Below are 26,412 nucleotides of genomic sequence, written 5' to 3' on the forward strand. Positions count from 1 at the left end.
TCCCACAAGAATCTGAGGTGGGTACAAGCTTTGTGTTTACTGAAAATCTCTGTGGGAGCGGGCTTGCTCGCGAAGGCGGTGGGTCAGCAATACTTATGGCGACTGGCACGGCCTCTTCGCGAGCAAGCCCGCTCCCACAGTTGGATTGTAGTTACGACCGGGAGACAGGTCGGCTATAAGACCGCCTCGCTTTGGCTTTGGCTTTGGCTTTGGCTTTGGCTTTGGCTTTGGCTTTTGATCTTGAACGCCCCGTTAACCACAAGGGCCGAACGCAGGCGTTGCGTAGTGGGCAACCCGGCATGGATGCCGGGTTAGCCGCGCTGGGCCATGGATGGCCCTTCGCGGCGGGCCCACGGAGCAATGCCGGAGTGAGGGAACACCTCGCCTTGGCGAGGTGCCCAGTGGTGGGGCACAGACCTTTTGGTTACTTTGGGCTGGGCCGGCATTCCGGCGTTTGCCAAAAGTAACCCGCCGTCAGGGCGGAACCGTAAGCAGCCGTTACCGCAGGAATGGATATGTACCTCAAGCCCTACTTCACCACCTTAAGACTAGGCCGCCCACTAGGCCGCGGCGGCTCATCATCCGGTGGCGGCAGATCATCATCCACCTCGTACTCTTCCTCGCCATCCAGTGGCGCTTCCAGCTCAAACACCATGCCCTGGCCATTCTCCCGGGCATAAATCCCCAGGATCGACGCGATAGGCACATACAGCGTATGCGGCACACCGCCGAAGCGGCCTTCGAAGCTCACGGCATCGTTGTCCATGTGCAGATGGCGCACCGCAGCCGGCGAAACATTCAGGACAATTTGCCCGTCATTGGCAAACCCCTGCGGCACCTGTACCGATGGATACTCGGCATTGACCAGCATGTGCGGGGTGCAATCGTTGTCCACAATCCACTCGTAGAGCGCGCGGACCAGATAAGGTCGACTGGAGTTCATAGCGGCTCCCTAAGCCTTAGCGCATGTCGCGTTCGACGCCAGACAGACTCGCCTGGAAAGTCTCACGCGCAAATTGGCGCTCCATATAATCAAGCAGCGGCTTGGCGGGCCGCGGCAGTTCGATACCCAGAATCGGCAAACGCCAGAGTATGGGCAATAGGCAGCAATCCACCAGACTTTGTTCCTCACTGAGGAAAAACGGCTTGTCGGTGAACAGCGGCGACACGCCCGTCAGGCTTTCACGCAACTCCTTGCGCGCCACGACCCGTGCCGGTTCCTTGGTCCGCGGATCCAGGATCAGATCCACCAACCCGCACCAGTCACGCTGGATGCGATGGATCAGCAAGCGGCTGTTGGCACGCGCCACAGGGTATACCGGCAGCAAGGGCGGATGCGGATAACGCTCATCCAGGTATTCCATCACCACCGTCGACTCCCACAATGCCAGGTCACGATCGACCAGCGTGGGCAGGCTGCCGTAGGGGTTCACCTCGATCAGCTTCGGCGGCTGGCGACCAGCCTCGACGTAGATGATCTCGGCGCTGACACCCTTTTCTGCCAGTACGATACGTACCCGGTGGGAATAGTGGTCGGCGGGGTCGGAGTAACAGGCCAACCGATTGGTCACGCCCATGGCGATCCTCCTCGCTTGTTGAAATTTTAGAAAAGAAAAACGAGCGCGCCCAGAGGGCGTCTCCCGTAACACCTGGCTGACCAGGTTCGTTACACCTTCAGAGACGCCCTTGGGCGCGCACGATTAACAACAACGGCTTACAGCTTTATCAATGTACGTCTTTCCAGTATTCACGCTTGAGCAGATAAGCGAATACGAAGAAGAACGCCAGGTACAGCAATACATACGTACCGATGCGCTGATGTTGCAGCTTCACCGGGTTGGCCGAGTAGGCCAGGAAGGTCACCAGATTCTTGACCTTCTCGTCGAACTGCTCAGGGGTCAAGGTGCCGCTGTTCGGTACGATGGTCAACTGATCACAGGCTTCGTGAGTCAACGCGGTACCGGTCAACGGATCGTATTGCTTCTTGCCGTGCTCGACGACCTGCACCTGTTTGCAGCCTACCACCTGACGCCCCTGCAGGCCGACCAGGACGTTCGGCATGCCGACGTTCGGGAAGACCTTGTTGTTCACGCCCCATGGACGCGCAGGATCCTCATAGAACGAACGCAGGTAGCCATAGAGCCAGTCGGTACCGCGCACACGGGCCACCAGGGTCAGGTCGGGCGGCGCAGCGCCGAACCAGGTCTTGGCGTCCGCCGGCTGCATGCCGATGGTCATGTGGTCGCCCAGCTTGGCGCCGGTGAACACCAGTTTCTCGAGCATCAGCTCATGGGGAATACCCAGGTCATCGGCCACGCGCTCGTAACGCTGGAACTTGGCACTGTGGCAACCCATGCAGTAGTTGGCGAACGTACGAGCGCCGTCCTGCATGGCGGCTTTGTCGGAAACGTCAATGTCGACTTTTTCCAACTCCGGACCACCGTGTTCGGCCGCGAAGGACAAGACCGGCATGGCAGCAAGAATCAGTACAGCAAATAGTTTTTTCATCAGCCAGTCACCCTTTCCGGAACCGGTTTTGTCTTCTCGAGCCGGGTATAGAACGGCATCAGAATGAAGTAGGCGAAGTACAGGAAGGTGCACACCTGCGAGAGCAGCGTACGCTCCGGTGTCGGCGCCAATACGCCCAGCACACCGAGGATCATGAACGAGATGCAGAACACCACCAGCCAGATCTTACTCAGCCAGCCCTTGTAGCGCATCGACTTGACGGGACTGCGGTCCAGCCACGGCAGGACGAACAACACGGCGATGGCCGCGCCCATGGCGATAACGCCCATCAACTTGTCCGGGATCGCCCGCAAAATGGCGTAGAACGGCGTGAAGTACCAGACCGGGGCAATGTGCTCAGGCGTCTTGAAGGCGTTCGCCTGTTCGAAGTTCGGCTTCTCGAGGAAGTAGCCGCCCATCTCAGGGAAGAAAAACACGATGGAGCAGAAGATGAACAGGAACACCACCACGCCGACGATATCTTTCACGGTGTAGTACGGATGGAAGGCGATGCCATCCAGCGGTACACCGTTTTCGTCCTTGTGCTTCTTGATGTCCACACCATCGGGGTTGTTCGAACCGACTTCGTGCAGCGCCAGGATGTGCAGCACCACCAGGCCGAGGATCACGATCGGCAGGGCTACCACATGCAGGGCGAAGAAGCGGTTCAGGGTGATGCCCGAGATCAGGTAGTCACCACGGATCCACTGGGTCAGGTCGTTGCCGATGACCGGGATCGCACCGAACAGCGAGATGATCACCTGGGCGCCCCAGTAGGACATCTGGCCCCAAGGCAGCAGGTAACCCATGAAGGCTTCGGCCATCAGCGCCAGGTAGATCAGCATGCCGAATACCCACACCAGCTCACGGGGTTTCTGGTACGAACCGTAGAGCAGGCCACGGAACATGTGCAGGTAGACCACGATGAAGAACGCCGACGCGCCAGTGGAGTGCAGCAGGCGCAGGATCGACCCGTACTCGACGTCGCGCATGATGTATTCGACGGAAGCGAATGCTTCTTCCGCCGACGGGGTGTAGCTCATGGTCAGCCAGACACCGGTGACGATCTGGTTGACCAGAACGAGCAGCGCCAGGGAGCCAAAGAAGTAGAAGAAGTTGAAGTTTTTCGGAGCGTAATATTTGCTGAGATGGTCTTCCCACATCTTGGTCGCGGGGAAGCGCGCATCAACCCAATCCATGAATTTGCTCATCACGCTTTCTCCGTGTCGACGCCAATGATAATAAGCTCATCGGTCTCATAGGAATGCGGGGGAACTGGCAGGTTCAGAGGTGCAGGTTGCGATTTGTAGACGCGACCGGCCAGGTCGTAATGGGAGCCGTGACAAGGGCAGAAGTAGCCACCGACCCAGTCCTTGCCCAGATCGGCAGGGGCCACTTCGGGACGGAACGTGGGCGAGCAACCCAGGTGCGTGCAGATCCCGATCAGCAGCAGGATTTCCGGCTTGATCGAACGCGTTTCTGGATTGACATATTCCGGTTGGACCGAGTTCTTGGAAGAGGGATCGGACAGCTGGCCCTCGATCTTTTTCAGATTCCCCAGGATTTCCTCTGTACGGCGGACGATGAACACCGGCTGGCCGCGCCATTCAGCAATCATCTGCTGGCCTGGCTCGATCTTGCTGATATTCACTTTCACCGGTGCACCTGCAGCTTTCGCCTTGGCACTGGGAAACCATGACCCCACGAACGGGACCGCAGCCCCCACCGCTCCTGCAGCACCCACCACGGATGTGGCTGCTACCAGGAAGCGACGCCGGCCTGCATTCACGCCGTCATTGCTCATTCAGTCCTCTCCCATCAGCTTTGTGGCCTGTTAGATCAGGCGTCTACTAAGTAAAAATCTGAACTTATAAAAATTTTGCCGAATGGTAATGAAAACCCCCAATTCTGACAAGGTAATTACCAAGCGGCTGTACCGCCAAGCCTTGTAGTATAGGGGCTCTACGAATGTGGCAAGTTGTCACAGAGCATTTATTTCGCACATAAAAAAACGCCCAGCTCCGTGAGGAAACTGGGCGCCTTTTGAAAGCGGAAGCGAAATTAACGCTTCGAGTACTGCGGACGCTTACGCGCTTTACGCAGACCGACTTTCTTACGTTCAACTTCGCGAGCGTCGCGAGTCACGAAGCCAGCTTTGCGCAGGGCGCTACGCAGGGTTTCGTCGTAGTCCATCAGGGCGCGAGTGATACCGTGGCGGATTGCGCCAGCCTGGCCACTTACACCACCACCGATAACGGTGACGTAGATGTCGAATTTTTCGACGGTCTCGGTCAGTTCCAGCGGCTGACGAACTACCATGCGGGCAGTTTCGCGGCCGAAGAAGTTATCCAGGGAGCGGTTGTTGATGGAGATGTTACCAGTGCCCGGACGCAGGAAAACGCGTGCGGTTGCAGTCTTGCGACGGCCAGTGCCGTAATTTTGAGTCGCCGACATAATGAACTATTCCGTTAAAACTTCAGTTCTTGGGGCTGCTGAGCAGTATGAGGGTGAGCAGCGCCCGCATAAACCTTCAGCTTACGATACATGTCGCGACCCAGCGGGTTCTTAGGCAGCATGCCTTTAACCGCGGTCTCGATCACGCGCTCAGGGGCCTTGGCGATCAGCTTTTCAAAGTTGATCGACTTGATGCCGCCCGGAAAACCGGAGTGGGAGTAGTACATTTTGTCAGTGGTTTTAGCGCCAGTAACACGTACTTGCTCAGCGTTGATCACGACGATGTAGTCACCGGTGTCAACATGAGGGGTGTACTCAGGCTTGTGCTTGCCACGCAGACGGCTCGCGATTTCGGTGGCCAGACGACCCAGGGTCTGACCAGCAGCGTCGACGACGAACCAGTCGCGCTGTACTGTTTCCGGTTTAGCAGTAAAAGTTTTCATTCTTTATAGCCTCAGGGGCCGCCCTGTAAATTAGACGGCGGATCTTACTGAATAGTGCGTACTTTGACAAGTCAAAGGCAGCCGGATACAGACGCTTTCGGGGGCTCGGGTCGGCGCGTCCGTTCAACGGCAAGATTCTTCGGCGGCGGGGCATCACTTCCACTGCAGAAAGAGGTGCGCAATTATGCAGATTGCGAAAAATATTTCAACCTGCTTTTATGATTGTTTTGCCCAAGGAGCCCCCCGATGGACTATCGCCAGCTAGGCCGTACCGATCTGAACGTGAGCGCCCTGTGCCTCGGAACCATGACCTGGGGCGAGCAGAACAGTGAGGCCGAGGCTTTCGCCCAGATCGAGCGCGCCAAGGGCGCCGGCATCAATTTCCTCGACACCGCCGAGATGTATCCGGTCCCACCCAAGGCCGAGACTTATGCCACCACCGAGCGCTACATCGGCAACTATTTCAAGAGCCGTGGCGACCGTGCCGACTGGATCCTGGCGAGCAAGATCGCTGGCCCCGGCAACACCATCGACTACATCCGCGACAAGCAGCTCAAGCACAACCGCCGGCACATCGTCGAAGCCCTGGACGCCAGCCTCAAGCGCCTGCAGACCGACTGGATCGATCTCTACCAGTTGCACTGGCCGGAACGCAGCACCAATTTCTTCGGGCAACTGGGCTACAAGCACAAGACCGATGAAGCGTTCACCCCACTGGAAGAAACCCTCGAGGCCCTCGACGAACAGGTCCGGGCCGGCAAGATCCGCCATATCGGCCTGTCCAACGAGACGCCGTGGGGCACCATGAAATTCCTCGCCCTGGCCGAGGCCCGGGGCTGGCCGCGAGCGGTGTCGATCCAGAACCCGTACAACCTGCTCAACCGCAGCTTCGAGATCGGCCTGGCGGAAGTCGCCCTTCGCGAACAGTGCGGGCTGCTGGCCTACTCACCGCTGGCGTTCGGCTTCCTGTCGGGTAAATATGAAGACGGCGCACGGCCGGCCAAGGGCCGCCTGACGCTCTATAGCCGCTTCATGCGCTACTTCAATCCACAGTCGGAAGCGGCGTGCAGCCGTTATGTGGCGCTGGCCCGCGAACATGGCCTGGACCCGGCGCAGATGGCCCTGGCGTTCGTCACACAACAACCGTTCGTGACCAGTAACATCATCGGCGCCACGACGCTGGAGCAACTGGACAGCAACATTGCCAGCTTCGACCTGAAGCTGTCGGACGAAGTGCTGGCGGGGATCGAGGCGATTCACAAGGATCATCCGAACCCTGCGCCTTGATCGGCCGGTAAAAAGTCTTCGCGAGCAAGCCCGCTCCCACAGGGAATTTGCGTCTGAACACTCTTTTTGTGATCGACACGGATTCCTGTGGGAGCGGGCTTGCTCACGAAGACGATCTTGAATTCACCCTGGATCAAAGCGACCGCGCAATGATCTCCTTCATGATTTCATTGGTCCCCGCATAGATCCGCTGCACCCGGGCATCCGCCCATGCCCGGGCAATCGGATACTCCCACATGAAGCCGTAGCCGCCATGCAACTGCACGCATTCGTCGAGCACCTTGCATTGCAGGTCCGTGCCCCAGTACTTGGCCATCGCCGCCGTCGGCACGTCGAGCTTGCCTTGCAGGTGGAGCTCCAGGCAGCGGTCGACGAAAACCCGGCCGATCTGGATCTCGGTTGCCATCTCCGCCAGCTTGAAGCGAGTGTTCTGGAAATCCGCGATGGATTTGCCGAACGCCTTGCGGTCGCGGGTGTAGTCCAAGGTCCATTGCAACGCCGCTTCGGCCGAGGCCAGGCCGCCAATCGCGACGGTCAGGCGTTCCTGGGGTAGCTCCTGCATCAGGTAGGCGAAACCCGCCCCAGCCTGCCCAAGCAGATTTCCCTTGGGCACGCGGACATCCTGGAAAAACAACTCCGACGTGTCCTGGGCCTTCATTCCGACTTTTTCCAGGCGCTTGCCCTTTTCAAAACCAGGCGTGCCCGCCTCCACCAGGAACAGGCTGGTGCCCTTGGCGCCGGCTTTCGGATCGGTCTTGGCGACCACGATCACCAGGTCGGCGAGAAAACCATTGGTGATGAAGGTCTTCGAACCGTTGATGACGTATTCATCGCCGTCCAGTACCGCGGTGGTTTTCACCCCTTGCAGGTCAGAACCGGCGCCGGGTTCGGTCATGGCGATGGCCGTGACCATTTCGCCGGAGACCAGTTTCGGCAGGTACTTATGCTTCAACACTTCGCTGCCATAATGCAGGATGTACGGCGCAACGATATCCGAATGCAGTGAGAAGCCGATGCCCGTCAGCCCCAGGCGGCCGATCTCCTCGATTACCACCGTACTGTAGAGGAAATCCGCATCGAGCCCGCCATAGGCTTGCGGCAGATGCGAACACAGCATCCCCGCCTCCCCCGCCTTGTTCCAGAGCCGGCGATCGACATGCCCCTGTTTTTCCCACTGACTGTGGTACGGCACGGCCTCCTTTTCCAGGAACGTTCGCACGCTGTCGCGAAACAATTCGTGCTCGGGACTGAACAGGGTTCTCGGGATCATGGCGCACCTTTGCTTATTGTTGGGCGGGGTCATCCGAGAGCCTAAGCCCGGGAGGTACCATCGGACACTGGACACATCCGACAAAAAATAAGACGATCCAGCCGTCTGGTGACCACTTTCCCCTATAAAAACAAGATGAAATCATGTCTATGCATTCCTCCACGCCCTTGCGGCGCGTCAGCATCCTGGCAGTCGACCGGGTTTTCGCTTTCACCCTCATGCAGGCCAAGGACTTCTTCCACCTGGCCAGCCTGCGCTACGGCAAGCAACTGGGCCAAGGCCTGACACCGGCGTTCGAAATCCGCCTGGTCAGCCCCGACGGCAAACCGGTGAACAGCTTCAGCGAAGTGATCATGCCGGTGGATGGCGGCCTGGAAAATACCGATGTGATTATCCTGCCGGCCTTCTGGGATGACTTCCCCACCCTCTGCCAACGCTATCCCCAGGTCCTGCCCTGGCTGCGGGAACAGCACGCTCGCGGCGCCGTGCTGTGCGGCGAAGCCACGGGCGTGTTCTGGCTGGCCGAAGCCGGGTTGCTCGATGGCAAGGAAGCCACCACCTACTGGCGCTTTTTCAACGCCTTCAGGGAGCGCTTTCCCCAGGTACACCTTAATCAGGACAAGCACCTGACCGACGCCGACAATCTGTTCTGCGCCGGCGGCACGACCTCGGTGTGCGACCTCTACATTTACCTCATCGAACGCTTCTGCGGCGCCAACATCGCCCAGGGCGTGGCACGGGATATCCTGTATGAAGTGCAGCGCAATTATTCGCCGGGCAGGATCGGTTTCGGCGGGCAGAAACTCCATCAGGACGTGATCATCCTGCAGATCCAGCACTGGCTCGAAGAACATTTCGCCGACAAATTCCGTTTCGAAGACGTCGCCCGGGAACACGGCATGAGCATTCGCAATTTCATGCGCCGCTTCCAAACCGCCACCGGTGACAAACCACTGCATTACCTGCAGCGACTGCGCATCGAAACCGCCAAGGGCCTGCTGTCCGGCAGCCGCAAGAGCATCAAGACCATCAGCTACGAAGTGGGCTACGACGATGCGAGCTTCTTTGCACGGCTGTTCCGGCAGCACACCGACCTGTCGCCGAACCAGTATCGGCAGCAATTTCAGCAGGCGGCGTGAAAGGAGCTGAACGCAACCCTCTGTGGGAGCGGGCTTGCTCGCGAAAGCGGTGTATCAGCCACACATGTATTGCCTGACAAACCGCTTTCGCGAGCAAGCCCGCTCCCACAAACATAAAGGCCTGCATATGCAGGCCTTTATGTTTAGAAACGCTTACGGCTTATGCGCCCGCGACAGGAACTCGTGGGACTGCATTTCCAACAGACGACTCAGCGTGCGCTGGAATTCGAACGTCAGGCGACCACCGGTGTAGAGGTCCTTGAGTTCGACTTCGGCCGAGATGATCAGCTTCACGTTACGGTCGTAGAACTCGTCCACCATGTTGATGAAGCGACGGGCGATGTCGTCGGTGGTGACGCTCATTTGCTCAACGCCGCTGAGCAGCACGGCATGAAAAATCTTGCCCAGCTCGATGTAGTCGTTCTGGCTGCGAGGGCCGTCGCACAGCTCACGGAAATCGAACCAGGCCACATCGTCGCAGGTGCGGATGGCGCGAATCTCGCGATTCTCGATCATCAGCACATCGTTTTCGACCGCCTGGGTGCATTCCGGGGTCAGGGCGCGGAAGCTCTTGCGCAGGCTTTCCTCGGCAGCGGCATCCAGAGGGTAATGGAACAGCTCCGCCTGTTCGAGATGGCGCAGACGATAGTCGACGCCGCTGTCGACGTTGACGATTTCGGTGTGTTCCTTGATCAACGCAATGGCCGGCAGGAAGCGCGCCCGTTGCAGGCCATCCTTGTACAAGCCGTCCGGTACGATGTTCGACGTGGCGACCAGGGTCACGCCGTTCTTGAACAGCTCTTCCATCAAGGTGCCAAGGATCATGGCGTCGGTGATGTCGGACACGAAAAATTCATCGAAGCAGATCACCCGCGTTTCATTGGCGAAACGCTTGGCGATGATGGTCAATGGGTTCTTCTCGCCCCCCAGGGTCTTCATCTCTTCGTGCACGCGCTTCATGAAGCGGTGGAAGTGCGTGCGGGTCTTTTCCTTGAACGGCAGCGCCTCGAAGAAGGTATCCACCAGGTAGGTCTTGCCACGGCCGACGCCACCCCAGAAGTACAGGCCCTTGACCGGGGCCAGTTCCTTCTTGCCGAACAGTTTTCCCAACAAGCCCGGCTTGTTGTTCGACGCGGCGATCAGGTCGTCGTACAGGCGCTGCAAATGCCGCACTGCCGTTTCCTGGGCTGCGTCGTGGAAGAACTCCGGGCGTTTCAGATCAGCTTGATATCGTTCTAGGGGGGTCATATTCGTTAGCAAGGCAACAAAAACGGGCCGTCACTGTAGCGACGGCCCGCAGGAATGGCAATCGGCCCTTATCCGAGTCGTGCCGCTGATTTATTCCTGGGCTGGCTTCAGCGCAGTGTGCAGCGCCTCAATAGCAGCGTCCCTTGCCGCACTGTCGGCGAATACCGGGCTTTCACCTATATACTCACCGAGCATCCAGACACGAAAGCCACGTTCTTCACTGTGTACTTCATACACTTCGCCAAGTTGCAGGACTTTGGTCACTCGACCAGCCGTCTTGCCATCTTCAAAACGACTCGACAAGAGCAGTTCTTCTCCATCCGCTGACAATAGCCGGAAGCGGAAACTGCCGTCCTCTTCGCGAAAGCTGACGAAGCGCGCAGCCTTGGCAGCTTTCTTCTTCGTGCTGGCCGCCACCTGGACCTGGCTGACGAACGAACGCAGGCCAACGGCTTCACGCAGTTCGTTGAGGAACGGCGTCGCCACCGCGCGGGCTTTTTTCGCGCCCAACTGCAGGATGTCTTCGAGGTCCGACGGACGCTCGATCAACTGGTGATAACGCTCGCGGGCTTCACCCAGCTCGCTGTCGAGCAACTGGAACAGACGATTCTTCGCTTCGCCCCAACCCAGGCCCTGCAACAGCTCGCTGCGGAATTCGGCTGACTGGGCCGGGGTGGCGAAGGCCTGGAACAGCGTGAACAGGTGCGAGTTATCCGGATCCTTCGCTTCGCCCGGGGCACGGGAGTCGGTGACGATCCGCGAAATCGCGTCCTTCATGTCCTTGGCGCTGCTGAACAACGGAATGGTGTTGTCGTAGCTCTTGGACATCTTGCGGCCATCGAGCCCCGGCAGCGTGGCGACGCTTTCTTCGATCAGCGCTTCGGGCATGGTGAAAAACTCCTTGCCCTGGCCAAACAGGTGGTTGAAGCGCTGGCCGATATCCCGGGCCATTTCCACGTGCTGGATCTGGTCGCGACCGACCGGCACCTTGTGGGCATTGAACATCAGGATGTCAGCGGCCATCAGTACCGGGTAGCTGTACAGGCCCATGGTGATGCCGGCATCCGGGTCTTCGCCGGTCTCGACGTTCTTGTCCACCGACGCCTTGTAGGCATGGGCGCGATTGAGCAGGCCCTTGGCGGCGACGCAGGTCAGCAGCCAGGTCAGTTCCGGGATCTCGGGGATATCGGACTGGCGATAAAAGGTCACGCGGTCCACGTCCAGGCCGCCGGCCAGCCAGGTCGCGGCGATTTCCAGGCGCGAACGCTGGATGCGTAGCGGGTCATCGCATTTGATCAGGGCGTGGTAGTCGGCCAGGAAGTAGAACGAATCGGCATTGCTGTCGCGGCTGGCGAGAATCGCCGGGCGGATGGCGCCGGCGTAGTTGCCCAGGTGCGGTGTGCCAGTGGTGGTGATACCGGTCAGGATACGGGTACGAGTCGTCATGGATTATCGCTTGTCAGACTGCTGTCAATTCGAAAGACGCGGCAGGAGCAGATCCTTGAGATCGGTCAGCTTGCCATGAAAAAAGTGCCCGCATTCTGCCACTTTCAGCAGCTCATGGGGACGTTGGAGCGCATCGGACCAATCGTAGACCAGTTGGGGATCGACGACTTCATCATTTTCCGGTTGGATCACCGTCAATTCGCCACGCATCGCCAAAGGCGACTGATCGTCCAGGCGCATCACCGCCGGGGCCACCATGAACAGGTGCTTGAGCGATTGCTCCTGGGCTTCGAGCCGCCCACCCAGGCTGGCAGCGACGAAACCGCCGAAGGAAAACCCGAAGAGGCTCAAGGGCAGTTGCGGGTGTTTTTCCCGCAGCCACGCTGCGGCAGCCTCGGCGTCGTCTACTTCACCAGTCCCCATGTCATGGCTACCGGCACTCGCGCCTACACCACGATAATTGAAACGCAATGTGACCAGGCCGGCATCCCGGGCTGTGCGTTGCAGGGTCGAGACCACCTTATTGAGCATGGTCCCGCCCTGCACCGGGTTCGGGTGGCAGATCAGCGCCAGGCCACGGGGCGCCTCGCTGTCCAGGTACAAGGCTTCCAGTTGGCCCACCGGGCCTTCGATGACTACAGGGGTTTCGCGCATAAGCAAGGGAAAGAACTCCGTGACCCCGAATAGGGTCGACTCGTCTAGCTAAAAGTCTGTGCCTGGCATGATTGCGATGTTCTTCGCGGTATACAGCGCAGGTCCGAGCCGTTAACGTAAAGCAAAGCCGTTTATAGAGGAAGGACTCGTGGAACACTCGCTCTTAGTTTGGTTGTTGCCGACTCTTGCCCTGGTTGCCGGTGTCGCCATTGGATTCCTGCTTGCCCGACTGCTGCCCAACGCGGTGCCCAACAGCACGCAACGTCAGCTGGACGACATTCAGGAACGTTTCGACAGTTATCAGAATGAGGTGGTCACCCACTTCAACGCCACCGCTTCTCTGGTGAAGAAACTCACCCAGAGCTACCAGGATGTTCAGGATCATTTGTCCGAGGGCGCCAATCGCCTGGCCCTGGACGAACAGACTCGCCAGCGCCTGCTGGCCGCCCTGCACGCCGACTCGGCGCAGGCTCCACGGGAACGCCTGACCCCACCAAGGGACCAGGAGCCACCTCGGGACTACGCGCCCAAGACCCCGAATTCGCCCGGCATGCTCGATGAGCATTACGGTTTGAAAAAGTAAGCTGCAAGCCACACCTGAAGCCCGCCCGATCCTGTGATCGGGCGGGCTTTTTCATGGGCACAGGTTTTCCGTCGGTGAGGCCTGTCCGTTGAGGTCAGAACGCCAATTGAAGGCTCTGCTGACCTTCGAGGCTAAGCAGCAATTGCTTGGCTGCCAGCCCGCCGGCGAAACCGGTGAGGTTGCCGGAAGTACCGATGACGCGGTGGCACGGAGCAATGATCGAAATGGGATTCCGGCCGTTGGCTGCGCCCACCGCCCGAACAGCGGTCGGCTGGCCGATCTGGATGGCAATGTCGCGGTAACTGCGGGTCTCGCCGAAGGGAATGGTCAGCAATGCCTGCCAGACCCGTTTCTGGAAATCAGTGCCGGCGAAGTCCAGTTCCAGCTCGAAACGGCGCCGCTGGCCGGCGAAATATTCCATCAGTTGACGCTCGGTTTCCTGGAGCACCGGATGATGGATGTCTTCCTCCAAGGGCCCCAGGCGCACACGGTTGAGTCGCTCGTTTTCCCACAGGATGGCGGCGAGTCTTGCGTCCCGGGCGACGAGGATCAGTTGGCCGACCGGAGATTGGATGGTTTTGTACCGGGGTAACATCGAGTCCTTCCTTTACGGGCTGGCTTTTGTGGCGGATGGTTCTGCAGCGCTGGACGCTCAGCCCAACAACCCCAGCTCCTTCGCCCTCGCCACGGCCTGGGTGCGACGCTCCACGCCAAGCTTGCTGTTGATATGGCTGGCGTGGGTCTTGACGGTGTGCAGCGAGATGAACAGCTGCTCGCTGATTTCCTGGTTGGAACAGCCCTGAGCAATCAGTTGCAGCACCGCCCGTTCGCGGCTGCTGAGGCTTTCGACAGGTGCCGGGGAGTCGGCCGGTTGCGTCGACGTCGGCAGGCGTTCGAGCAGATTCTGGCACAAGGCGCTGGGGGGTGCGTGCAGCAATTGCTCGCGCAGCCATTCACGATGTTCGTCGCCCAGCAGCCATTCGAACGGTTGCAGCACTCCGCCGTCAGCGGCTTCGAAAGCCTGGGCCAGGGTACTGCGGGCCGCCGGCTCGCGGCCAAGGCTCAGCAACAAGGCGACTTTCTGGTTGAGGGCCATCACGCTGAGCATTTGCCGGCCGGTTTGCTGGCCGTGTTCAAGCAGGGCATTGAGCCGCCCTTCCGCCAGCATCGGTTGGCCCAGGATGGATTCCAGCAGCGCCTGTTGCAACTCGACATGCAGCGGCAGTTGCGGGTGGAACTCCGGCGGAGCAGCGGCCTGTTCGCCGGTGTAGGTTCGCCCCAGCCGCGCCAACCAGGCTTCAGCCAGTTCGGTGCGGCCCTGGGCCAGCCAGAGCTCGCATTTGACCAGGGTGATCATCGCCAGGTAATAGATCGGCGGAACATCCCAGATGTGCATCAGGCGCTCGGCTTCGGCCAGTTCGGCAAAGGCTCGGGCGAACTCGCCATGGCTGCCTTCGATACGGGCGATCACGCAATGCCCCAGCAGCACGCTGATGTCGCGGCAGGCACGTGCTTCGGTAAGGCCGGCCTGCAACCGCGCCAACCCGGCCTGGGGTTGCATGCGCAGGGTCAGCAGGAAACCCTCGTACAGGGTCAAGCGTGCCCGTACCGCATAAAGCCGCTGGGGCGAGAGCCCGTGCAAACGTTGCAAGCCCTGGCGCACTTCATCCAGCGCCCGCAGGATCTCTCCCCGCGCCTGCAGGACCCGGGCGCGATCGTAGTGGGCCAGGGCTTCGAACAAGGGGTTGCCGACCCGCTGCGCCAGTTCCAGGGAGTCGCGGTTCAAGCCACGGGCGCGCCACAGGTCACCGTCGGCAATCGCCAGGTTCGACAGCGTGGACAGGCACATCAAGCGTTGGCCGTAGCGTTTTTGCGGCAGGCTTTCCAGGGCTTCGGTGCAATAACGTACCGTGGCTTCACGGTCCCCACGGCCACGGGCGACGATCCCGCTCAGGGCCAGCCATTGGGCAAGCATGGATTTCTGCGCGGTGGCCGACGGTGCCGGCAGGAAGCGGCTCAGGTGGGCGGCCAGTTCTTCGGCGGCATCCAGCTGACAGGCCAGACCCAGCGCCCAGCTGTAGAGCACGATCAACCTTGGGGTGCTGATGAGCAGGCTGTCGGGCAAGTCCATCTTCCAGCGCAGCAACATGCCGACGTTCTGCTCGGCCAGCAGTTGCTCTTCCGAAAGGGTCTGCACCAGGTTCGCCGCCACATCCAGGTGCCCGGCCCGCAACGCCTGCTCCACGGCTTCATCGATCAGGCCCTGGGCGTTGAACCAGCGGCAGGCGCGCAAGTGCAGGGTCGCGGCCGGCACCATGGCCGGTGCGCTGGGGCGGCTGCGCAACAGATCGGAGAACAAGTGGTGATAGCGATACCAGTGACCGTGTTCGTCCAGGGGCACCAGGAATACCTGATGGGCCGCCAGGTATTGCAGGATTTCGGCGCTGTCATGGGCTTCGCGCACCGCATCGCACAGTTCGCTGCAAAAACGATCCTGTGGCGCGGTGTCGTAGAGAAAGGCCTGCACCTCGGCAGGCAGGCAATCGATGACTTCTTCGAGCAGATAATCGCGGATCAACCCTTCCCCACCGTGCAGCGCCTGGGGCAGCCGGCCCTCGGAACCGGCTTCGGAGGCGGCCAGCAACCAGAAACGCAGCCCGGCGACCCAGCCTTCGCTGCGCTGGATGAGGTTTTCCAGCGCTTCACCACGCAACGAGCTGCTGTGGTGCTCGAGCAGTGTCAGGGCTTCGCCATGGGTCAGGCGCAGGTCCTGTTCATTCAGCTCGAGCAATTGCCGCGACAGGCGCAGGCGCGCCAGATGCCAGTTCGGCCGCTGGCGACTGGTGACCAGCACCAGCAAGCCGTCGGGCAGGTGGTTGAGGAAAAACTGCAGGCAACGATCCAGTACGGGGCCTTGGGCCAGGTGGTAATCGTCGAGCACCAGCAGCAAGGGGTTGCGCAGCGTCAGGTGGCTGGTCAACTCATCCAGCAGGCCGTCGAGCCACTCTTCGAACGCGAAGGGTTGGTGACGCTGACGCATCTTCAGCAGCCCCGCTGCCCGGCCGCCCAACTGTGGAAAGAGCGCCTGGAGCCCTTCGAGCAGCCGCTCCAGGAAACGTCCCGGATCATTGTCCCGGGCGTTGAGTCCCAACCAGAGGTTTTGCCAATGGACCGGCAGGCTCTGGCAGAACTCCACTGCCAGGGAGCTTTTGCCGAACCCCGCCGGCGCACTGACCAACAGCAGTCGACCGCCAAGCCCCGCACTCAAACGCTCGCACAACCGCGGTCGCACGACATGCCCGTCGGGCAGCGGCGGTCGGTAGAAGCGCCCGTCCTGTACTGCGATGGCTGCGCGGGCAGAATCCGGTAGTGAAGACAGATCGGTCATGGCCGGCTCTTGTTTAAATGCAGATGGCGGCGTTGCAGATGTCCGCAGACTAGCTGTAAACGAAGAGGTATTGAAGGGAGTGCTACAAATGGCTACAAAAAGACTACAAATCGACTGAGTCTGCAAACTCCGCTTTGTGGCGAGGGGCAGTGTTCGCAGCACAAAAACAAACGCCCCGAACCAGTCGGGGCGTTTATTCGAGGATGCGGCCTCGGGGTAAAGCGGTTTTAGCGGATACCGTCCTGGCGCAGCGCGTTCGGCGTGAAATCTGCCGTGGTAGCGGTGAAGCCGAAATCGTAGGCCGATTTCTCTTCGTTTTTCATGCCCAGGGCCAGGTAGCGGCCGGACTGCAGGTCGTAGAGGGTTTCCAGGGCGTACCACGGCACTTGCTTGTCGTAGTAGTTCTCGGCATGGGCCTCGGCAACGCGCCACAGCTGGCCACGACCGTCGTAATGGTCGATCACCGCCGCCTGCCAGGTGTCTTCGTCGATGAAGAAATCGCGCTTGGCGTAGATGTGGCGCTGGCCTTCCTTCAGGGTCGCGGTCACATGCCAGACCCGGCGCAACTCATAGCGCGCCAGGTCCTGGTTGATGTGGCCGGCCTTGAGGATGTCGGCGTACTTGAGTTGCGGCGAATCGATCTTGTAGCTGTTGGCGGCAATGTACAGCTCTTTCTTGCCTTCCAGCTTCCAGTCGTAGCGATCCGGCGCACCGTTGTACATGTCCAGGTTGTCGGAGGTACGCAGGCCGTCGGCAGCGGTACCCGGACCGTCATAGGAGACCTGTGGCGCACGACGCACCCGACGCTGGCCGGCGTTGTAGACCCAGGCCGAACGCGGTTCCTTCACCTGGTCGAGGGTTTCGTGCACCAGCAGCACACCACCGGCCAGGCGTGCCGGCGCGGTCACTTGCTGCTTGAAGTAGAACAGGATGTTGCCGGGGTTGGCCGGATCGAAATCCTTCATCTTGTCGCGGAACACGAACTGGTCACGGAAGTACACCAGGCTGTAGGAGCCGTTGGGTTGCGGCGTGGCCTGGGTCACCAGGCGCGTCACGCTGCCGCCACGATAGCGGGTGATGTGGTTCCAGATCACTTCGACGCCGCTCTGGGGGATCGGGAACGGTATGGCCGTCTCGAAATTCTCCAGGCCGTTGCCGCCGGAGACCAGCTTGGTGTTGACCGCGTTCTTCTTGATGGAGGCGAATACCTCGTCCGGCACGGTGGCGCCACGATGGGTCGGATAGACCGGCATCTTGAAGGTTTCCGGGTAGCGCTTGAACATCGCGTACTGGCCCGGCGCGAGCTTGTCCTTGTACTGCTCGACGTTCTGCGCGGTGATGGTGAACAGCGGTTTCTCGCTGGCATAGGGGTCGGCGAGGAATCCCTTGCTGTCCACGCTACCGGCGTTCTTCGCCATGGGCTTCCAGGCGGAAATCGAACCGTCGGCATTACCGGCCATCTCGGCGCCCATCGGCGTCAGGCTCTTGCCCAGTTTGTCGGCCTCGCCCGCAGGCACCGCGGCCATGACGCTGGCCGCCAGCAGGGACAATCCCAGTGCGCCGACCTGCAACAGACTCTTGGTTATTTTCATTGTGTGTCGTCCTGAAATACGGTGCTTAGAAGGTCACGCCGACGCTGAGCGCCAGGAAGTCGCGATCGTCCACGGTGCTGAAGTCGCCACCAAAGAAGTTGGTGTAGGCCAGGCTCGCGTTGTAGGTGTTCTGGTACTCGGCATCCAGCCCGAGGCTGACGGCCTTGCGGCCTTCCTCGAAGTTGCCGCCAGGACCCGGCGAGTAGCCTTTGACGTCATGGGACCAGGCCACGTTGGGCTTGAGGTTCACGCCGGCGAAGACATCCGGGTATTCCCAGATGGCCCGCGCACGGTAGCCCCAGGAGGTGGAGGTGGTGAAGCCGTCGTTGTTGCAGTTGCTGTTGACGTTGCCGGCAGTCTGGCCGCCGCCTGCGGCGGTCGAGGCGTTGAGCGCTTCGCAGGTGCCGTTTGGCAATTGACCCGGCCCGAACACGGGATCACGACCGTAGCGGGCTTCAGATTTGCTTTCCAAGCCGCCGACATGCGTCACACCAATTTCACCCACCAGGGTCAAACGACTGGCGCCCATGACCTGATCGAGGAAATGGGTAAAGGTAGTCTGGAATTGAGTGATCTCTTTGCGACGATAGCCATGCAGATCCTGGCCTGGCACCCCCGTAAGCACCGAGGCGTTAGCCAACGGCCCTCCGATCGGACGGACACCAGCGAAAAGAATGTCAGTGGTGCTCAATTGCACCGGCGCATTCGGGCGATAGCTCAGTTCGCCGCTCCACGCGGTGCCGGTAGGCAGGGTCGTGGAGAAACTCAGGCCGTAAAGGCGGATATCTTCTGGGTACTCAACGAAGTAATTGGAGTTCCCTGCGACGATCAGAGGCCGTAGCGCCGCCAATGGTCCCAGAGGAGTCGTGTAGAACTGTGAAGGCGCTCCTGTGGCACTGAAAATCGGTGCCCGGCTGTGGTAGTTCATGAAGTACGCACCGAACTCGGTATCCAGTGGTTCGAACATATACTTCATGGACGCGCCCCATTGGCCGCTATCACGAGCGTCCCGATCAGGACCACGGCGGACCAGGACGCCCTCTTCGTTGACATCCACGCCGAACGCGCCCAGTGCCGGCAAGGCAGCACCCGGAATCGTGGAGCGCTTGTTCAACACCCGCAGATTATCCGTACACCCATCGGCAATCACATCCGGCTGGGAAAAGAACGTCCCGCAGTTATCGACAACCGTCTGGTCCCACTCCAGCTGATAGAACGCTTCGGCCGACAGGTTATCGGTCAGGCTCTGGGACACATAGAACATGTTGACCGGGATCAGGCCTTCCTTGATCTCGGCACCGGGACGACGGAACGCGGACACGTCGACCGGGTTGATGGAGTTGATGCCGCCCTGGATGAAGGTACTTTCACCCCAGCTGACCACCTGCTTGCCCAAGCGAACGGAGCCCGGCTGATCGGCAATGGCATAGTTGTGGTAGACAAAGGCATCGAGAATCTGCCCGCCGGAGGACTTGGCGCCTTCCTTACGGTTGCTGTCGCTGATGTCCTTGTACAGGCGATTCTCATCCTTGAGTTCGAAGTCGTACCAATACTTGCCCCGCACGAACACACCGGTATCGCCGTACTTCAGTTCAAGGTCATGAATGCCCTTGAAGATCTTCGAGAAGGTTTCCCCGCGCTTGAAATTCAAGTGACCGTCATCGGAGGTCTGGGACAGGCCCCTGCCACCATTGTTGACACCGATCAGGTCCTTGTTGGCATTGGCCGTGGACCAGCTCGCCCCCACCGACAGGGAGGAATCGAACTGGCCCTCGATTTCACCGATGTTGAAACTGACGCCGAATGCAGGCCCGGCGAGCGAAGAGGCGAGGCTGACCGCCAGAGGCAATTTTGCCCGGCGCCAGAACGTGTTTGCAGAGGTCATTCGACGCTACTCCATGTTCTTTATTGTTATGGCAGGGGGTATTTTCAAGGAACGTCTTCGACGGCCAGCGGCAGGGTTGCGGCACTCATTCAAAGTCGCATCGCCCGTTCGTGCAGGTGCCCTATTCCTGAAAATCCTTGAGCGGACTATAGCCAGCAGGTAGTACGGCTTGATCCCTCTAAAGTGTGATTTGCAGCCCCCGACCACTCTGGAACAGTCCCTTGCCAGGCCGACACCTGTCGGCACGGCAAGGATGGCTGAAATTTGCGGTTTGACAAGGCAAGCGCTTGCTCGGTGGGGCTGCCGCGCCCTTTCGGGCACGGCAGGACCACCTCAAAGCGTGGACAGGAAGGCGCTGTTGTTGCTCTGCCATTCGGCGATGTCGACGCGGATGCGTTTCTTGTCGAGCTTGCCGACGCTGGTCTTGGGAATTTCCGTAACAAGGGCGATCTGGCTCGGGATCGCCCACTTGCTCAGGTGTCCCTGTTCGACAAAAGGCTTGAGATGTTCCTTGAGCTCGCGAGCCCCGACCTGATGCCCGTCGTGAATCACCAGCAGGGCAAACGGGCGCTCGCCCCACTGCGGATCGGGAATGCCCACCACTGCTACTTCGCGTACCGCCACGTGACGGCTGATGAGGTCTTCCAGGTCCAGGGACGAGACCCACTCGCCCCCCGTCTTGATCACGTCCTTGATACGGTCGCGGATGTCGATAAAGCCCATGCTGTCCAGCGTGGCGACATCGCCGGTATGCAGCCAGCCGCCGGCCCAGAGCTCGGCACCCTTCTGCGGTTCGTTGAAATAGCCTTCGGTGAGCCAAGGCGCGCGCAGCACCAATTCGCCCTGGGTCTCGCCATCGGCAGGCAGGAACCGGCCTTCGGCATCGACGATAGCCGCCTCCACCAAGGGGCCCGGCACACCGGCCTTGATCCGATAGCTGATGCGTTCGTCCTCGCTACCGGCCATCAATTCCTCGTTGAGGTGAGCGCAGGACACCAACGGGCCGGTTTCCGACATGCCATAGGCGGCGGTGAGCTGGATCCCCCTGGCCTTGGCCGCTTCGTACAGGCTGCGATTCAGGGCGCTGCCGCCGATGACGATTTTCCAGCCGCCGAAATCGGTGTCCTGGGCACCCTTGGCGTTGAGCACCATCTGCAGGATGGTCGGTACGCAATGGGAAAAACTGACCTTCTCCTTGCGCCACAACTGAACCAGAAGCTCGGGGTCGTAGCGGCCCGGATAGACCTGCTTGAGACCGAGCATGGTTGCCACGTACGGCAGGCCCCAGGCATGGACATGAAACATCGGTGTGATCGGCATGTACACATCATTGGTGCCCAGCAAGCGCACGCTGTCGACAGCGCCCATGATGGTCGCCTCTCCAAGGGAGTGCAGCACCAGTTGCCGGTGCGTGAAGTAGACGCCCTTGGGATTGCCCGTGGTACCGGTGGTATAGAAGGTCGTGGCGACGGAGTTCTCGTCGAAGTCCTGGAAGTCGTAGACCGGGCTGGCAGCCGCCAGCAACTGCTCGTATTCGCCCACCAGGTTGGGCAGCTCGGCGGTTTTCTCCGGCAGGTCGGTCAGCAGCAGGGTCTTCTCCACCGTGGTCAGGTGTCCGGCAATGGCCTGGTACAACCCGACGAACTCGCTGTTGACCAGCACGAAGCGGTCCTCGGCGTGATTCATGGTGTAGACAATCTGCTCGGGTGAGAGCCGCACGTTGATGGTGTGGATCACTGCGCCGATCATCGGAATTGCGAACATGCATTCCAGATAGCGATGGCTGTCCCAGTCCATCACCGCCACGGTATCGCCCGCCTTGACCCCGGCCTCGGTCAGCACGTTGGCCAACCGCGCCACCCGTTCTATCAATGTCGGATAGCTGTAGCGCAACTGGTCACGGTAGACGATCTCGCGGGTTTTCTCGTAACGCACACCGGACATCAGCAGCCGCTTGATCAGCAGTGGATATTGATAAGCGCCTTCGGCGGGAGGAATAACGCGAGTCTGCAACATAAGAATCCTTTTCTGACTGCATGGTCGTGACTGGAGGTAAGCACTCTAGAGGGCTTATACACGGTTCAAATCAGCCAAAGGAATGATTTATTCATCGCACCAATAGTAGCCTTGAGCCACTCCAGATGGGATTTATCGCAATGCCATACCAAGCCTTGCCAGGACTGGATCCAAAGGCGAGCATAAGTGTCAGTCCTGTTACAAACAACGGTGGCGGATGAACCTGAAAGGGCCATCTAGATGCTGCCCTTCAGTTGCGAATCCCAATGAATACTGAACCGCCTGCGCAGCAAGCCCCTGAAGCGTCGACACCGCCGCTGGTGTCGATCGTGGCCCCTTGCTACAACGCCGAAAAATACCTGGAAGAAGCGATGCATAGTCTCTTTGCAGGAACAACAGCGAGAGCATGTCCAGGTATATACCTTCGATGACATCCTGCGCTGCCGTGATCGGCGCGCCGACGGCGCTGTATCGGATGAGCGCACTGCGTGAGGCCGGATTCTATGATCCCCGGTTGCGGGTCCAGGATTTCCAGATCACCCTGCGGATCGCCCATCGGGGTTACGAAATCCATGAACTTCCCATCTGTGTTACGTGGTATCGACGTCACCCCAATAACCTGTCGAGAAAGTACCGGTTGATGCTCGAAGCAGACCTGCAAGCCATCGAACCCTATCGAGACTATCCCGCCTACGAGTCGGCCCGCACGGTGCTGGTGCACAAGGCGCTGAAATACGCGGTGATCGAAGACCGGAAGGAGGCCTGGCAATTGCTGCGCAGTATTCCATGGCGCCACCTGAACAAAACCAGCTTCAAGCGATTCAAGAGGCTGCTCCTGCCACGCTTCACGATAAGGTCCCGGCCATGAAACTTCTGCAAAAACTCAAGGAGCGCAAGGTCCGCAAGCACCTCAAGCGTTTGGAAAAGCTGGAACGATCACCCGAAAAGATTCGCCTGCGCTATCCGAAATACCAGATCGGAGTGGGCACCTATGGCATTCCCGAAGTGACCGAGTTCGGTGACGACACGGTGCTCAAGGTCGGCTCCTACACATCGATTGCCCAAGGCGTGAAAATCCTGCTGGGGGGTGGGCATCGCATGGACTGGGTCAGCACGTTCCCGTTCCCGTTGATGATCGACGAGGCCAGGCATATTTCCGGCAGCAACCCGACCAAGGGCGACGTGATGATAGGCAGCGATTGCTGGATCTGCGCCGAGGCGATGATCCTATCCGGCGTGACCATCGGCCACGGGGCCGTGGTCGCCGCCGGAGCGGTAGTCACCCGCGATGTCGAGCCTTACGCCGTTGTCGGCGGCAACCCGTGTCGATTCATTCGCTGGCGCTTCGAAGAACCGGTACGGCGGGCGCTATTGGAATCGGCCTGGTGGGAATGGCCGGTGGAGGAGGTCAAGGCAGTGTCAGCGTTGCTGTGCAGCGATAACATCGAGGCCTTCCTGGACTATGCCCGCCAACGTCCCTGATCGTTACCCTTTCAGGCGTAACGATCAGGATAGAACCGACGGTCAATGCGCTTCGGTAAACGCTAGCTTCACACCGATGGCAACCAGTACCGCGCCCATGGTCCGATCGAACCAGTGCCCCATGCGGGCGAAACCGGCGCGCACTCGCTGCTGGCTGAACAACATGGCCACCAGGCAGAACCAGGCAGCCGTTGCGGCCGCCAGGTACACACCGTAACCGGCCTGAATCGCCAGCGGCGTATGGGGGTTGATCACCACGGTGAACAGCGACAGGAAGAACAGCGTCGCCTTGGGGTTCAGGCCATTGGTGACGAAGCCCGAGGTGAATGCGCCGCGAGCGGTCCGTTCACCGGCTTCCTTGTGCAGCTTTTCTTCGCTCGGCTTGGCCGGTTGCGCACGCAACGCCTTGAAGCCGATATACAGCAGGTACGCGGCGGCGGCCCATTTCAGCGCGTTGAACAACACGATGGACTGCGACACGATCAGCCCAATGCCCAACAGCGAATAGCCTACGTGCAGGAAAATCGCCGTGCCGACGCCCAGCGCTGTCCAGGTCCCGGCGCGGCGGCCATGGGTCACGCTTTCGCGCACCACCACGGCAAAATCCGGCCCGGGGCTGGCAACCGCCAGCAGGTGGATCAGGGCGACAGTGAGGAATTCAGCGAGGTACATGGCGGGCTCCTTCTTATTCAATCTCGAACGTGTGGCGAGGGGATTTATCCCCTCGCCACACGGCTGCAATTCATCTGGTAGGCTCGCCACCTTACGCCTTCGGCTTCTGACACAAAAGGTACAGTTGATGACAAACCACGTCCGCGCCGTTTTTCTCGACCATCCTTCCCTGGACCTCGGCGACCTGGATCTGACCCCGCTGCGCAATGGCTTCGATGAACTGCAACTGTTTGCCCGAACCACCCCGGACCAGGTGATCGAACGACTCAAGGGCGCCACCGTGGCGATCACCAACAAGATCGTGATCGATGCCGCCACTATGGCCGCCAGCCCCGAATTGAAGTTGATCCTGATCAGCGCCACCGGCACCAACAACGTCGACCTTGCGGCCGCTCGCCATCACGGCATCACGGTGTGCAACTGCCAGGGCTACGGTACGCCATCGGTCGCCCAGCATACGATCATGCTGTTGCTGAACCTGGCGACGCGGCTGGCCGATTATCAGAAGGCGGTGAGCGACGGGCGTTGGCAACAGGCTTCACAATTCTGTCTGCTGGACTACCCCATCGTCGAACTGCAAGGCAAGACCCTGGGCCTGCTGGGCCACGGCGAACTGGGCAGTGCCGTCGGGCGGCTGGCGGAAGCCTTCGGCATGCGCGTGCTGTTGGGGCAGATCCCCGGACGTCCTGCTCGCCCTGACCGCTTGCCGCTGGATCAGCTGTTGTCGCAAGTCGATGCCCTGACCCTGCACTGCCCCCTCAATGAGCACACCCGCCACTTCATCGGCATGCGTGAACTGGCGCTGCTCAAGCCCGGCGCTTTCGTGGTCAACACTGCCCGTGGCGGCCTGATCGATGAACAGGCCCTGGCTGATGCCCTGCGCAGCGGTCATCTGGGTGGCGCGGCCACCGACGTGCTGAGCGTGGAGCCGCCGACCCAGGGCAATCCGCTGCTGGACGGCGATATTCCCCGCCTGATCATCACGCCTCACAACGCCTGGGGCAGTCGCGAGGCGCGACAACGGATCGTTGGCCAACTGACGGAAAACGCCCTCGGTTTTTTCAGCGGTACAGCGCGACGGGTCGTCAGTTGATAAACTGCCGCACTTTTTTTCAAGGAGCAGCCCATGGATCCGCGCAGTGAAGTACTGCTTCGTCAGCCCGAACTATTCCAGGGCCCGGTCCTGCTGGCCGGCCTGCCCGCCGACGACCTGCTCGGCCGCTTGCCCGACGCCCATGGCTGGTGCTGGCACGCCGGCGATCAGGCCGCACTGGACGCCCGCTTCCCCGAGCGCAGCCACTTTGGCGTAGACGTCCCCTCCCGTGGGTTCGACAGCGCAGTGGTGTTCCTGCCCAAGGCCAAGGACCTGACGGACTACATCCTCAATGCCGTGGCTTCACGCCTGGCCGGTCGCGAGGTGTATCTGGTAGGGGAAAAGCGCAGCGGCATCGAAGGTGCTTCCAAGCAGCTCAACCCGTTCGGTAAACCGCGCAAACTCGACAGCGCGCGGCATTGCCAACTGTGGCAGGTCACCGTCGCCAACGCGCCAGAGGCCAAGCCCCTGGAAAGCCTGGCCCAGACCTACGAGCTGCCCCTGGAGGAAGGCCTTCTGAAGGTCATCAGCCTGCCAGGAGTGTTCAGCCACGGTCGCCTGGATCGTGGCAGTGCACTGCTGCTGGAACATTTGGACAAACTGCCCAGCGGCCATCTGCTGGACTTCGGTTGCGGTGCCGGTGTACTCGGGGCGGCCGTCAAGCGTCGTTATCCGCACAACACCGTCACCCTGCTGGATGTGGACGCTTTCGCCGCCGCCAGCAGTCGCCTGACCCTGGCCGCCAACGGCCTCGAGGCCGAGGTGCTGACCGGTGACGGTATCGATGCCGCGCCGATGGGCCTGAATGCGATCCTGAGCAATCCTCCGTTCCATGTCGGCGTCCATACCGATTACTACGCGACGGAAAACCTGCTGCGAAAAGCGGCCAAACATCTGAAAAATGGTGGGGAGTTGCGCCTGGTTGCGAACAGTTTCCTCAAATACCAACCGCTGATCGAAGAGCATCTGGGCGCGTGCACCATCAAGGCCGAGGGCCAGGGCTTTCGCATCTACCGGGCCAAGCGCGGTTGAAAGCTTTTTAAGGCGCAGCACTTGCCCAATCGGATTTGCCTAGGCAGAATCCGCAGCGTCCTAGGGGAGTAGTCTCCCGCGAGCGCCCTGCTCGCCCGGCATACGTCAACATACTTGGTCGGCAGACCATGGCGTATGCGGCCCAAGCGTCCGGAACCGGTCGCAGGGTTTGACAAGACCTATGACACGCACACCTTACCCGGGGCGGGGAGGCTGTACG

General features: G+C 60.2%; 23 protein-coding genes, 1 pseudogene and 1 riboswitch. Of the genes and pseudogenes, 7 read left to right on the forward strand and 17 right to left on the reverse strand.

Annotation, left to right across the window (positions count from 1 at the left end; genetic code table 11):
- Window positions 1–529 precede the first annotated feature (529 nt).
- From FBX99_RS01930 to rplM, 7 genes are all read right to left on the reverse strand, one after another.
- Window positions 530–943: a ClpXP protease specificity-enhancing factor gene (locus tag FBX99_RS01930; RefSeq protein WP_041020582.1), complete on the reverse strand. Its 414-nt coding sequence runs from the start codon at window positions 941–943 to the stop codon at window positions 530–532.
- Window positions 944–959: 16 nt separating this feature from the next.
- A complete protein-coding gene (locus tag FBX99_RS01935; protein ID WP_144927671.1) occupies window positions 960–1,577 on the reverse strand; it encodes a glutathione S-transferase N-terminal domain-containing protein in 618 nt (205 codons plus the stop codon).
- Between the two features lie 148 nt (window positions 1,578–1,725).
- A complete protein-coding gene (locus FBX99_RS01940) occupies window positions 1,726–2,508 on the reverse strand; it encodes a cytochrome c1 (protein WP_041020584.1) in 783 nt (260 codons plus the stop codon).
- Complete coding sequence (locus FBX99_RS01945; protein ID WP_047701362.1) at window positions 2,508–3,719, reverse strand: cytochrome bc complex cytochrome b subunit; 1,212 nt, start codon at window positions 3,717–3,719, stop codon at window positions 2,508–2,510. Before FBX99_RS01945 ends, FBX99_RS01940 begins: the two co-directional genes overlap by 1 nt.
- Window positions 3,719–4,312, reverse strand: coding sequence for a ubiquinol-cytochrome c reductase iron-sulfur subunit (gene petA / locus FBX99_RS01950; protein WP_144927668.1), 594 nt, complete (start codon window positions 4,310–4,312; stop codon window positions 3,719–3,721). Before petA ends, FBX99_RS01945 begins: the two co-directional genes overlap by 1 nt.
- A 257-nt stretch (window positions 4,313–4,569) precedes the next feature.
- The gene (rpsI, locus tag FBX99_RS01955; protein ID WP_003228056.1) at window positions 4,570–4,962 is read right to left on the reverse strand and encodes a 30S ribosomal protein S9; all 393 of its coding nucleotides are present in this window, start codon (window positions 4,960–4,962) and stop codon (window positions 4,570–4,572) included.
- A 14-nt stretch (window positions 4,963–4,976) separates the two neighbouring features.
- Window positions 4,977–5,405 carry a 50S ribosomal protein L13 gene (gene rplM, locus FBX99_RS01960; protein ID WP_024781110.1) on the reverse strand — a complete coding sequence of 143 codons (429 nt, stop codon included), beginning with the start codon at window positions 5,403–5,405 and terminating at the stop codon, window positions 4,977–4,979.
- Window positions 5,406–5,651: 246 nt separating this feature from the next.
- Here rplM and FBX99_RS01965 point away from each other — a divergent pair, with 246 nt between their 5' ends.
- On the forward strand, window positions 5,652–6,692 hold the full coding sequence (locus FBX99_RS01965; RefSeq protein WP_144927665.1) for an NADP(H)-dependent aldo-keto reductase: 1,041 nt from the start codon (window positions 5,652–5,654) through the stop codon (window positions 6,690–6,692).
- A 133-nt stretch (window positions 6,693–6,825) separates the two neighbouring features.
- Here the strand turns inward: FBX99_RS01965 and FBX99_RS01970 are convergent, their stop codons facing one another.
- Window positions 6,826–7,962 carry an acyl-CoA dehydrogenase family protein gene (locus FBX99_RS01970; RefSeq protein WP_144927663.1) on the reverse strand — a complete coding sequence of 379 codons (1,137 nt, stop codon included), beginning with the start codon at window positions 7,960–7,962 and terminating at the stop codon, window positions 6,826–6,828.
- Window positions 7,963–8,204: 242 nt separating this feature from the next.
- Here FBX99_RS01970 and FBX99_RS01975 point away from each other — a divergent pair, with 242 nt between their 5' ends.
- Window positions 8,205–9,101, forward strand: coding sequence for a GlxA family transcriptional regulator (locus tag FBX99_RS01975; protein WP_178111836.1), 897 nt, complete (start codon window positions 8,205–8,207; stop codon window positions 9,099–9,101).
- Window positions 9,102–9,254: 153 nt separating this feature from the next.
- On the opposite strand, the gene zapE is transcribed toward FBX99_RS01975, so the two are convergent.
- From zapE to FBX99_RS01990, 3 genes are all read right to left on the reverse strand, one after another.
- Window positions 9,255–10,349, reverse strand: a complete 1,095-nt coding sequence (gene zapE, locus FBX99_RS01980; RefSeq protein ID WP_144927659.1) for a cell division protein ZapE — start codon at window positions 10,347–10,349, stop codon at window positions 9,255–9,257.
- Window positions 10,350–10,439: 90 nt separating this feature from the next.
- Window positions 10,440–11,795: a tryptophan--tRNA ligase gene (locus FBX99_RS01985; RefSeq protein ID WP_144927657.1), complete on the reverse strand. Its 1,356-nt coding sequence runs from the start codon at window positions 11,793–11,795 to the stop codon at window positions 10,440–10,442.
- 24 nt (window positions 11,796–11,819) lie between these two features.
- Window positions 11,820–12,449, reverse strand: coding sequence for an alpha/beta hydrolase (locus tag FBX99_RS01990; protein ID WP_144927839.1), 630 nt, complete (start codon window positions 12,447–12,449; stop codon window positions 11,820–11,822).
- Between the two features lie 148 nt (window positions 12,450–12,597).
- On the opposite strand from FBX99_RS01990, the gene FBX99_RS01995 reads away from it, so the two are divergent.
- On the forward strand, window positions 12,598–13,032 hold the full coding sequence (locus FBX99_RS01995) for a YhcB family protein (protein ID WP_144927655.1): 435 nt from the start codon (window positions 12,598–12,600) through the stop codon (window positions 13,030–13,032).
- 94 nt (window positions 13,033–13,126) lie between these two features.
- On the opposite strand, the gene FBX99_RS02000 is transcribed toward FBX99_RS01995, so the two are convergent.
- From FBX99_RS02000 to FBX99_RS02020, 5 genes are all read right to left on the reverse strand, one after another.
- Window positions 13,127–13,627: a methylated-DNA--[protein]-cysteine S-methyltransferase gene (locus tag FBX99_RS02000; protein WP_145130474.1), complete on the reverse strand. Its 501-nt coding sequence runs from the start codon at window positions 13,625–13,627 to the stop codon at window positions 13,127–13,129.
- A 57-nt stretch (window positions 13,628–13,684) separates the two neighbouring features.
- Window positions 13,685–16,420, reverse strand: a complete 2,736-nt coding sequence (locus FBX99_RS02005) for a LuxR C-terminal-related transcriptional regulator (protein WP_144927650.1) — start codon at window positions 16,418–16,420, stop codon at window positions 13,685–13,687.
- Between the two features lie 227 nt (window positions 16,421–16,647).
- The gene (locus FBX99_RS02010) at window positions 16,648–18,012 is read right to left on the reverse strand and encodes a DUF1329 domain-containing protein (protein ID WP_047701372.1); all 1,365 of its coding nucleotides are present in this window, start codon (window positions 18,010–18,012) and stop codon (window positions 16,648–16,650) included.
- A gap of 25 nt (window positions 18,013–18,037) precedes the next feature.
- Window positions 18,038–19,897, reverse strand: coding sequence for a DUF1302 domain-containing protein (locus tag FBX99_RS02015; protein WP_145130476.1), 1,860 nt, complete (start codon window positions 19,895–19,897; stop codon window positions 18,038–18,040).
- Window positions 19,898–20,230: 333 nt separating this feature from the next.
- Window positions 20,231–21,913: a fatty acid--CoA ligase gene (locus FBX99_RS02020; RefSeq protein WP_145130477.1), complete on the reverse strand. Its 1,683-nt coding sequence runs from the start codon at window positions 21,911–21,913 to the stop codon at window positions 20,231–20,233.
- A gap of 384 nt (window positions 21,914–22,297) precedes the next feature.
- Here FBX99_RS02020 and FBX99_RS02025 point away from each other — a divergent pair.
- Window positions 22,298–22,781, forward strand: a pseudogene (locus FBX99_RS02025) (glycosyltransferase family 2 protein); the annotation flags it as partial.
- Entirely contained in the window at window positions 22,778–23,395 is a 618-nt protein-coding gene (locus FBX99_RS02030) for a CatB-related O-acetyltransferase (protein WP_145130478.1), read from the forward strand. The pseudogene FBX99_RS02025 and the gene FBX99_RS02030, both read left to right, overlap by 4 nt.
- Before the next feature lie 42 nt (window positions 23,396–23,437).
- Here the strand turns inward: FBX99_RS02030 and FBX99_RS02035 are convergent, their stop codons facing one another.
- A complete protein-coding gene (locus FBX99_RS02035; RefSeq protein WP_144927639.1) occupies window positions 23,438–24,067 on the reverse strand; it encodes a LysE family translocator in 630 nt (209 codons plus the stop codon).
- A gap of 127 nt (window positions 24,068–24,194) precedes the next feature.
- On the opposite strand from FBX99_RS02035, the gene FBX99_RS02040 reads away from it, so the two are divergent.
- Together FBX99_RS02040 and FBX99_RS02045 are read left to right on the forward strand one after the other, a co-directional pair.
- Complete coding sequence (locus tag FBX99_RS02040; protein ID WP_145130479.1) at window positions 24,195–25,160, forward strand: 2-hydroxyacid dehydrogenase; 966 nt, start codon at window positions 24,195–24,197, stop codon at window positions 25,158–25,160.
- A gap of 33 nt (window positions 25,161–25,193) precedes the next feature.
- Window positions 25,194–26,192, forward strand: a complete 999-nt coding sequence (locus FBX99_RS02045) for a class I SAM-dependent methyltransferase (RefSeq protein ID WP_144927633.1) — start codon at window positions 25,194–25,196, stop codon at window positions 26,190–26,192.
- A 51-nt stretch (window positions 26,193–26,243) separates the two neighbouring features.
- A riboswitch (yybP-ykoY riboswitch) is annotated at window positions 26,244–26,362 on the forward strand.
- The last annotated feature ends 50 nt before the right edge of the window (window positions 26,363–26,412 follow it).

It is taken from the genome of Pseudomonas sp. SJZ074, assembly GCF_007828215.1.
GTDB lineage: Bacteria > Pseudomonadota > Gammaproteobacteria > Pseudomonadales > Pseudomonadaceae > Aquipseudomonas.

Coding starts and splice junctions, on each gene's coding strand:
- FBX99_RS01930 (WP_041020582.1), bottom strand. CDS start 943: ATGAACTCCAGTCGACCTTATCTGGTCCGCGCGCTCTACGAGTGGATT.
- FBX99_RS01935 (WP_144927671.1), bottom strand. CDS start 1,577: ATGGGCGTGACCAATCGGTTGGCCTGTTACTCCGACCCCGCCGACCAC.
- FBX99_RS01940 (WP_041020584.1), bottom strand. CDS start 2,508: ATGAAAAAACTATTTGCTGTACTGATTCTTGCTGCCATGCCGGTCTTG.
- FBX99_RS01945 (WP_047701362.1), bottom strand. CDS start 3,719: ATGAGCAAATTCATGGATTGGGTTGATGCGCGCTTCCCCGCGACCAAG.
- petA (WP_144927668.1), bottom strand. CDS start 4,312: ATGAGCAATGACGGCGTGAATGCAGGCCGGCGTCGCTTCCTGGTAGCA.
- rpsI (WP_003228056.1), bottom strand. CDS start 4,962: ATGTCGGCGACTCAAAATTACGGCACTGGCCGTCGCAAGACTGCAACC.
- rplM (WP_024781110.1), bottom strand. CDS start 5,405: ATGAAAACTTTTACTGCTAAACCGGAAACAGTACAGCGCGACTGGTTC.
- FBX99_RS01965 (WP_144927665.1), top strand. CDS start 5,652: ATGGACTATCGCCAGCTAGGCCGTACCGATCTGAACGTGAGCGCCCTG.
- FBX99_RS01970 (WP_144927663.1), bottom strand. CDS start 7,962: ATGATCCCGAGAACCCTGTTCAGTCCCGAGCACGAATTGTTTCGCGAC.
- zapE (WP_144927659.1), bottom strand. CDS start 10,349: ATGACCCCCCTAGAACGATATCAAGCTGATCTGAAACGCCCGGAGTTC.
- FBX99_RS01985 (WP_144927657.1), bottom strand. CDS start 11,795: ATGACGACTCGTACCCGTATCCTGACCGGTATCACCACCACTGGCACA.
- FBX99_RS01990 (WP_144927839.1), bottom strand. CDS start 12,449: ATGCGCGAAACCCCTGTAGTCATCGAAGGCCCGGTGGGCCAACTGGAA.
- FBX99_RS02000 (WP_145130474.1), bottom strand. CDS start 13,627: ATGTTACCCCGGTACAAAACCATCCAATCTCCGGTCGGCCAACTGATC.
- FBX99_RS02005 (WP_144927650.1), bottom strand. CDS start 16,420: ATGACCGATCTGTCTTCACTACCGGATTCTGCCCGCGCAGCCATCGCA.
- FBX99_RS02010 (WP_047701372.1), bottom strand. CDS start 18,012: ATGAAAATAACCAAGAGTCTGTTGCAGGTCGGCGCACTGGGATTGTCC.
- FBX99_RS02015 (WP_145130476.1), bottom strand. CDS start 19,897: ATGACCTCTGCAAACACGTTCTGGCGCCGGGCAAAATTGCCTCTGGCG.
- FBX99_RS02020 (WP_145130477.1), bottom strand. CDS start 21,913: ATGTTGCAGACTCGCGTTATTCCTCCCGCCGAAGGCGCTTATCAATAT.
- FBX99_RS02030 (WP_145130478.1), top strand. CDS start 22,778: ATGAAACTTCTGCAAAAACTCAAGGAGCGCAAGGTCCGCAAGCACCTC.
- FBX99_RS02035 (WP_144927639.1), bottom strand. CDS start 24,067: ATGTACCTCGCTGAATTCCTCACTGTCGCCCTGATCCACCTGCTGGCG.
- FBX99_RS02040 (WP_145130479.1), top strand. CDS start 24,195: ATGACAAACCACGTCCGCGCCGTTTTTCTCGACCATCCTTCCCTGGAC.
- FBX99_RS02045 (WP_144927633.1), top strand. CDS start 25,194: ATGGATCCGCGCAGTGAAGTACTGCTTCGTCAGCCCGAACTATTCCAG.